Below are 457 nucleotides of genomic sequence, written 5' to 3'. Positions count from 1 at the left end.
CGTCTATCTCGACCGGCAGCGGGCCGATGTCGCCGCCTTCCGGAGAGACGAAGCCATCACCCTGCCTGGGCAACTCGACTATGCCGCGATCTCCGGCCTCTCGAACGCGCTGCGCGTGAAGCTTGAGACCGTGCGTCCGCAGACACTCGGGCAGGCGGCGCGGATCGAAGGCATCACCCCGGCGGCCCGCACGCTGCTCGCGGCGCATGCCCGCCGAAAGGGGGCGGATGCCCGTGTCTGAGGCGGAAGACAGGGCGCGGGTCCTGGCGGAGTACGGTGTTTCACGGGAAACAGCGGCACGGCTCGACATCTACGTCGCGCAGCTGCGCCGCTGGCAGCGGGTGAAGAACCTCGTGGGGCCGGCGACGCTCGACGAGGTCTGGACCCGTCACATCGCCGATGCGCTCCAGCTCCTGGCTCTCGCGCCGGAGGCACGGTCCTGGCTTGATCTCGGCTC

General features: G+C 69.8%; 1 protein-coding gene and 1 pseudogene. Both read left to right on the top strand.

Annotation, left to right across the window (positions count from 1 at the left end):
- A pseudogene (locus tag OWC48_RS46515) lies at positions 1 to 241 on the top strand (tRNA uridine-5-carboxymethylaminomethyl(34) synthesis enzyme MnmG); the annotation flags it as partial.
- A partial coding sequence (locus OWC48_RS46510; RefSeq protein ID WP_282525994.1) for an RsmG family class I SAM-dependent methyltransferase occupies positions 228 to 457 on the top strand: 230 nt, incomplete at its 3' end. The pseudogene OWC48_RS46515 and the gene OWC48_RS46510, both read left to right, overlap by 14 nt.

This window comes from Bradyrhizobium sp. Arg816 (genome assembly GCF_029989365.1).
In the GTDB taxonomy this organism is placed as follows: Bacteria; Pseudomonadota; Alphaproteobacteria; order Rhizobiales; family Xanthobacteraceae; genus Bradyrhizobium.
Note: the sequence above shows the minus strand (reverse complement) of the source record. Positions and strands in the feature narration are given on the sequence as shown.